6 protein-coding genes, 2 tRNA genes and 1 riboswitch are annotated in these 7308 nt (G+C 27.2%); of the genes, 5 read left to right on the top strand and 3 right to left on the bottom strand.

Annotated features, from left to right (window positions below; translation table 4 throughout):
* Positions 1-259 precede the first annotated feature (259 nt).
* A complete protein-coding gene (locus ACWXVJ_RS02130) occupies positions 260-445 on the bottom strand; it encodes a hypothetical protein (RefSeq protein ID WP_455966384.1) in 186 nt (61 codons plus the stop codon).
* Positions 446-1164: 719 nt separating this feature from the next.
* Between ACWXVJ_RS02130 and ACWXVJ_RS02125 the strand changes: the two genes are divergently transcribed.
* A tRNA-Leu gene (locus ACWXVJ_RS02125) sits at positions 1165-1251 on the top strand.
* A gap of 3 nt (positions 1252-1254) precedes the next feature.
* Positions 1255-1330 (top strand) — tRNA-Lys (locus ACWXVJ_RS02120).
* 51 nt (positions 1331-1381) lie between these two features.
* Here ACWXVJ_RS02120 and ACWXVJ_RS02115 read toward each other — a convergent pair.
* On the bottom strand, positions 1382-2722 hold the full coding sequence (locus tag ACWXVJ_RS02115; protein ID WP_455966382.1) for an ABC transporter permease subunit: 1341 nt from the start codon (positions 2720-2722) through the stop codon (positions 1382-1384).
* A gap of 310 nt (positions 2723-3032) precedes the next feature.
* Positions 3033-4166 carry an ABC transporter thiamine pyrophosphate-binding lipoprotein p37/Cypl gene (gene cypl / locus ACWXVJ_RS02110; RefSeq protein WP_455966380.1) on the bottom strand — a complete coding sequence of 378 codons (1134 nt, stop codon included), beginning with the start codon at positions 4164-4166 and terminating at the stop codon, positions 3033-3035.
* A 39-nt stretch (positions 4167-4205) separates the two neighbouring features.
* A riboswitch (TPP riboswitch) is annotated at positions 4206-4296 on the bottom strand.
* Positions 4297-4503: 207 nt separating this feature from the next.
* Here cypl and ACWXVJ_RS02105 point away from each other — a divergent pair.
* From ACWXVJ_RS02105 to ACWXVJ_RS02095, 3 genes are read left to right on the top strand one after another with little or no spacing between them, the layout of a single operon-like run.
* A complete protein-coding gene (locus tag ACWXVJ_RS02105; protein ID WP_444704808.1) occupies positions 4504-4839 on the top strand; it encodes a hypothetical protein in 336 nt (111 codons plus the stop codon).
* Positions 4829-6172, top strand: a complete 1344-nt coding sequence (locus ACWXVJ_RS02100) for a hypothetical protein (RefSeq protein ID WP_455966378.1) — start codon at positions 4829-4831, stop codon at positions 6170-6172. Before ACWXVJ_RS02105 ends, ACWXVJ_RS02100 begins: the two co-directional genes overlap by 11 nt.
* On the top strand, positions 6165-7133 hold the full coding sequence (locus ACWXVJ_RS02095; protein ID WP_455966376.1) for a lactate/malate family dehydrogenase: 969 nt from the start codon (positions 6165-6167) through the stop codon (positions 7131-7133). Before ACWXVJ_RS02100 ends, ACWXVJ_RS02095 begins: the two co-directional genes overlap by 8 nt.
* The last annotated feature ends 175 nt before the right edge of the window (positions 7134-7308 follow it).

The following is a 7308-nucleotide window of genomic DNA, read 5'->3' as shown; positions in this document are numbered from 1 at the left end:
TTCTTTTTAATTTCGGAGATATAGAATTAAAGTAATCTATTAATTGGTCTTCAATTTTACTAATTTCTGTTCAATGTTTTATATTCTTTATTTTAAAGCATATGGGATAATTTAATTGAGTAGTTTTAAAAGACCTTTCAACAAAAGACTTAAATTGCAAAACACTATAAGTTTGAACTTTAAAGCCTAAAGATCGCAAATACTCAGCAATAGGTGTGTATGAAGACTCTTTTTCAAAAAGTTGTTCTCTTATCGGTCCTTATAATCCGTGGAATTCCTTGTGTTCTAAAAAGTTTTCAATCAGATTCATATAACCAATATTGGTTTCCTCTTTAGACATATGGACTGCTAAAAGCCTACCAGTGGCAGGATCAATAGCGTGGTAAGTATGAAAAGTTTCACCCAATCCCATTGTGTCTGGCGTAGCATCGATCTCAACGATCATACCTGGAGAAAGATTTTTCCAGGTATTTTTTATTACTGCATTTTTTCTATTGTTTTAAGATTCTCTAATCTGCTATTTATTGCATAATAAAATATTGTTTCTAAAACTTGCGTTATTTAAAATATTTTTTGTGTTTCTTTTAGCTTCTTTTCTAGTCGCCTTGTGCAAGTGCTCTGTTTCATAACCCCTTTTTAAGGTGCGTCTGTAAAGCGTTTTAAAAGACATTATTGAACCCTTTGTTCTATAATAAATTGTTATAGTAACATTTCTAGTTCTATCTGTAGGTTGTTCAAAAACAAAAGAACTAAAATATCTGATTTTTTCAATTTCATAATCTACAAGATCATCACTAAACTTTTGTTTATATTTATTTCCCTTATTTTTGTGCGAGACATTAAATGTCCCACTAAAATTTATAGATTTTTTAATTTTAGAGACCGTAAAACGGCTAACTTCGTGTTTTATGGCGATTTGGTTTATTTTTAATTTTTTAATTAGTTATATCGGTATAAATATCTTTTCTTTTTTTCTTAAAATCTGCTAAATTCTGGATTTCTATTTTTTTATATTTCCCGTTACCTCTTATAATTATTTTAAACTATAGGATGTTGAAAATAATTGAGAATTGCAATGTAGCAAAATAATTGAGAATTTACAAAAATTAATTTTTTTTATTTTTTAAAAAATATATTATAATATTTAAGCATTAATCAATTAATGCCCAGGTGGCGGAATGGTAGACGCTACGGACTTAAAATCCGTTGGCTGTAATGGCCGTGCTGGTTCAAGTCCAGTTCTGGGCACCAGAAGCGCCCTTAGCTCAGAAGGTAGAGCAAATGGCTTTTAACCATTGGGTCAGAGGTTCGAATCCTCTAGGGCGTACCATTTCAGGTGACTGACATAAACAAATAAAAGACAGATTATCTGTCTTTTATTTTAATTTCTTTGTTTAATACTAAATCTTATGAAATATGAAGTGAAACTGATTAGCGCAATGATAATAAAACCTATTCACAAATAAGGCGAAACATCAGCTATATCTTTTGCTCTTGTTAGATTTGTTTTTTGGCCTAATAATGAAGAAGACAAAGAACCATAAATTATAAAATTTCTAGCTATTTTTTCTAGTTCTAGGCTTGCAAAGCTAATGAAATCTAGTCTAATTTTTGGGCGAATAAAATTTCTATATATCAAAAAATTAGAGAAGCCTAGCTTTTTTAATTCTTTTATTTTTTCTATACTAATGTTATTAATTGTCTGATATAAGTTTCTTGATATTGAAGATGCACTATGGATACCAAAAGCAAAAACAAATGATGCTGACAATTCTTCAAAAAGATTAGAAAGCATTAGAAATATGATAACAGCAGGTATTGCTCTTATTAATATATTTAGATACTTATAGAAGATACTTAAATGTTTTCCTACTATTGATTTAGACATTAATAGCATTCTAAAATATGAAATAAAATATGTTAAAATGAAGGTTAAGAATACAAGTGATGCAAATTGAATAATAATCCAAAAAATTCCATCTTCGCTAAAGCTAAAAATTATATCTTTTCAACTCCCCTTAAACATATTATTTAAAAAGCTAGTAGCTTCGGTCTCATAAAATTTTTCATGAGCTAAATCTTTTATAGCTACGCAAATTAGCGCAAAGGTAAGTAAAATAAATAGTGAAATAAAAGTTTTTTTGATTATATTATTGGTTTGATATTTCTTAAAATTGATATTATCTTGTTTTCGAGATTCAAATAGGAATTTGTTTATATTTTCACTAATAATTTCTACTAAAAACAAGAAGGAAACTAGTATTAACAAAGGTATTATTAGTTCTGTATAATTTATTGGCTGAATTTGAGGATTTATTAAAATTCCTATCCCTAAAAAACCAATATTAGCTAGTATTGCTGACCAACGTAAATTTGTTTCAAATGCATAGATGAAGTAACTTATGAATTTTTTTCTAAGTTGAGGTCATATTTCTGTTCAAAAAGCCTTTTGTCTTGAGTGCTGTGATTTTACCAAATGATAAAAAATACTAAAATTAGCATTCTCAATTATTTGTGAAAAATACTCATGCAATCAAAGTCATGTAAATCAACAAAAAATTAATGCTATCGCTAGTTTTTTATCAAAAGAAATTTTAAATAAATATACAAAAAACAATTCTGGAAAAATTCTTAAAGCAATTACTATAACTTTAGATGGAATAGCTATATATTTGCTATTGGTTTTAATATTAGAAAAATACGAAGTGAGAAATGCAAGCATGAATCCAATAATTGTACTTAGGAAAATTATTTTTATACTATTTCATAAAAACAAAAAAGAAATATAAAAGAGATTTTGTTTATATATATTGCTAAAACTACTTGGAGAAAAAAAATCCCTTAAATTTTTAATAAAGAGATTAATACCTGATGGTGCAAAACTAAAATTAACAATATAGATTGAAGCTATAATTAATAAAATAATAAAAACAAAAAATGCTATTTTTCAAACTAGCCGATATGGTCCGTTTTTTAAAATAGTATTGCCTAATTTTAACTGTTCTTTAAAAAAGTTTCTTTTTAATCACATATTAACTAAATATTTTATTATAAGGTTGTATTACTTCCTTATCAACATCATTAATTATTTTGTAGCCATTAAATCCTACGGTAGGACCATAATCATCTTCGTTATTTCTTCATAAGTTTATTATTATATTTTTTAAATAGTTTATTTGTTCCATATTGAAATCATCTTTATTAACCACTACAACATTATACTTTAGTGGATCAGTGGCCGTTAAAAACTCAATTTTAACATTCCCATCATCAGGGGTGTAAAACTTGCCCCTTTTATTATTGCGATAGGCAAACGAGGCCATTTCATCGAAAACAATATGATATTTTTTAAGTGAACCATTCGCTATATTTTTTGCTTCTCCTTGTGTATATTTTTCGATATTTTTTATTTTATCTTCAGCAAAAGAATTAAATTTATTGTTTTCTAGATTAAAATGCTTTTTGAATAATGCTTCTTGTAGAATATATTTTGAACCGCTGCTTTCCTTACCGGTCACAATACCAAAATTTCTAAAAGTATTTCAATCTTTATTGTCTCATGCTTTTTTAATTTGTTCTCTTTCTTCATTTGTGCCTTGAATCATTATAATGCCACGATAGTATTCAACTAATTCATTATTTTTTGCATAGAAATATTCGTATATATTTCCATTCCAACTATATTCTTCATCGGTTCATGCGGTATATGATTTTTTATTAAACAATTTTTGTAATTTAGCAGCAATAATTCTTAATTTGTCAGTGTTTGATCCATCTGAGTAGCTATCATTAAAACTTTTATCAAATTTAAATGCCCTAGTCATAGTTTGCAAGATAGGAATAATATTTTGATCATTGTTTCTGATAAATAAAGGAGTCGTAATGATAGCAATGTTGCTTGTTTTTTTTCTAACAATACCAGCTATATCATTATTTGCTGAAACGTATCTTACTTTAATTGTTGCATCCTTATTTATTTTCTTTTTAAATTCAGATAAAATTTTGCTAAAAAATAGATGTTTTTTATTACCAAAAAAAGGCTCATTTATAACAAATTTTAATGTTAAATTAGCATCCTGCTTTGCGCTGCACGCAATAGAAATAAAGGCAAATGTGGACATTAGAGTGCTTAGGCTTAGTATAAACGCTATTTTTTTATTTTTCATAAAACAAAAATCCCTTCAATTTAATTAAAAAGGGATGATGACCAAAAAATAAGAACTCACTACGCCAGTATTATCTGGATCAGCTAACGAGGGTATTTCTCAGCCTTAATGGGCACCCCTGTTCATAAATTTATGATTCAATTATAGTACTTTTTAGTTTGCAAAAAGGAAAAAATGTCTTTTTACTTATGTTGTAATTAATATTGAATTTAAGAGTAAGTTTTATAGATATGCTATTTTGCTTTGAAAATATAAAATATACTTTGGATATCATAATTATTTTTTGTTATTTAGCATATAATTTATATGCTACTAAGTACATTTAAAAGGGAAAAAGATGAGTTATTCAGTCGGTCAAATAATAAAGGCAAAAGTTTACAAAATTTCAAGCAAATTTATAACTCTTATAACCAAAACCAACCATGTTGGTTATTTAGGCATTTCTGAAGTTAGTGATTATTATATAAGTAATTTGAATTCATTTTTTAAGATTAATGACATTAAAGAACTAATAATTATTGATATAGCAGCAAATGGTGAACTTATTTTTTCATTTAAGCAAATTCATCCAAAGGAATTAAGAAATCCTTTTAGTTTTAAACTTGATAAAAATGGCGCTAAGTTTGATAAATTGCTTGATTTTACAAATAAAGGAATACATTATGGCGATTAAAAGTAAGATAGATTTTTTATCTGATCAGGTTATTGACTCTAAATTATTTAGTGGTAAATATAAGGATATTATTAACGATATTAATGATAAAATAAAATCCAAAGAAATTGAAGGATATAAAAATTTTGGTTTTTTTGAAATTGATAGAAATATCCAAAGGAGTGATTATTCAAAGATAAAAAAAATTGTCAAATTTTTTAATGATGAAAAAATCCAAACCTTTGTTGTCATTGCTCCACAACATATATGTATTCAATCAAAGAGTATAATAGGCCTAGCGAATTCCCGCTTAAGAAACAATTGTGGAATTGAGATTATGTATGTTGATGAAAGTTATGAAGGAATAGATATCTTAAACCTAATTCAATATTTAGAAAATAGGTCATTTGCAATTAATGTTATATCAAAAAATGGAGAGGATATTGAGAGCTTAATTGTTTTTAGAGAATTGGTTACATTACTTAATATACAGGTTGGCAGAAATAATGCAACAAATTATATTTTTATAACAACTAATAACAACTATGGAAAATTATTCAATCTTGTTCAAACAAAAAATTATAATCATTTAGTTTTATTAGATAATACCCCTGAAAGATATTTAAACTATTCAGCAGCAGTTTTATTACCTCTTGCTTGTGCTAATATTGACATTGATGATTATATTGAAGGTGCAAAAGAAGCAAATGAATATTTTAGTAACACAAATTTAGAAAATAATAGTGCATATCGTTACGCTCTAGTTAGATATATATTTAATAAACAAGATCGCAATCATGAAGAGAAAGACATTTTTGCAATTGAGAATATTGTTTCGGGATCTAAAATTTATAAATGTTTAAATGATTTATTTGCTATGTATCTGGTTTCGTCTTCATATCGGAGTTATAAAGGAATACAGGTTAACACATTTATTCATCCTTCTGATACTAAAACGTTTGCTAATTTGTTTTATAATAAGCAAAGAAGAATGTTTAATACTCATATTTTGGTTCAAAATCCCATGTTTGACTTCAATATAGCTATTGTTAATGACAATGATGGCAATGAACTTAATTTTTTAATGAAGAAAACATTTAACAATGTAAATAAGGCATTATTGCAAGCAACTAAGGATTATTATCTAGGTATTCAAATACCTTTTATAGATATAGTTATTAGCGATTTAGAGGACAAAACATTGGGTTGAATTGTTTCCTTTATTCATCGTGCATCAATAATGAGTGCACATCTTATGAAGATAGATCCATTTGAAGAAACTGGATTAAAAACGTTTAATATCGTTATGGCTAAAAAAATTAACGAATTAATGGGGGGACAAAAAAATGACTAAAATAGGAATTATTGGCGTTGGGGCCGTTGGTTCGGCCTATTTATATGCTTCATTGAATAAATCGATTGAGGCTGATTATGTATTGGTTGATGCCTTTGTTGAATATGCAAAAGCACAAGCTAAAGATCTGAATGATGCTGCATGTTCGATGTTACAAAGCGGTTCAACATTTGTGGCTGGAACTTATCAAGATTTAGCAGATGCTGAGATCATTGTTATTACTGCATCGGTAAAACCGAAGAATGGAGTTTTAAAAGACCGACTTGAATTATTAACAGATAATGCTAAATTAATTGCTGAAATAGGAACAAAAATAAAGCAATCAGGTTTTAATGGTATTACTATTATTGCTTCAAACCCGGTTGATATTATGGCTTCAATATATCAACAAATCACAAAATTCGCTCCTGAAAGAGTTATATCATCTGGAACAATTCTTGAAACCGCTAGAATGAAAAAATTCCTGTCTGAAAAAATTAATGTTAAGGCAGGATCGATTACTGGATTCGTTATTGGAGAACACGGAGCAAGATGTTTAATTCCGTTTTCAAAAATAAGAATAGGACTTGGTTCATTAAAGGATTGATTAGCAAATAATACAATTTCTGAAGAATGATTACAAAAATTAAATCAAAAAGTTAAGGATGAAGCATTTGAAATTATTACTGGAAAAGGAATTACAAATTTTGGAATTGGTGAAAACCTAGCCGAAATTACGCAATCAATTTTAACAGATCGTCAAGCAATTTATTCATTAGGAGTTAAACTCCCACAAGAGTATGAAAATAGTGGTGTTTATTTTGGATTACCTGTAATTTTAGGAAGAAATGGTTATCGTCATTTACCAAAAATTAGATTAACAGATGATGAACAATCCATATTTGATTCATTTTCAAAGGAAATGAAGGAAACTGTTGTTGAAATTCTTAAAAATTTAGGTATAGAACCAGATTTTAAGTAATGATTAAAGCTATTGTTTAAACATGGAAATCTCTCTTTAATTGGGAGTTTTTTTATTTATGTCTTTTAAGTCTAATTTATTGAGAATTTATGATGGCAGGCCTATTTGCTAATATTAATATGATGTAAATTTATTTTTTGCATAATTGCGTTATATTAATATGTTAAAAATTACA

The sequence above is a fragment of the Mycoplasma sp. 773 genome, from assembly GCF_053851515.1.
Note: the sequence above shows the minus strand (reverse complement) of the source record. Positions and strands in the feature narration are given on the sequence as shown.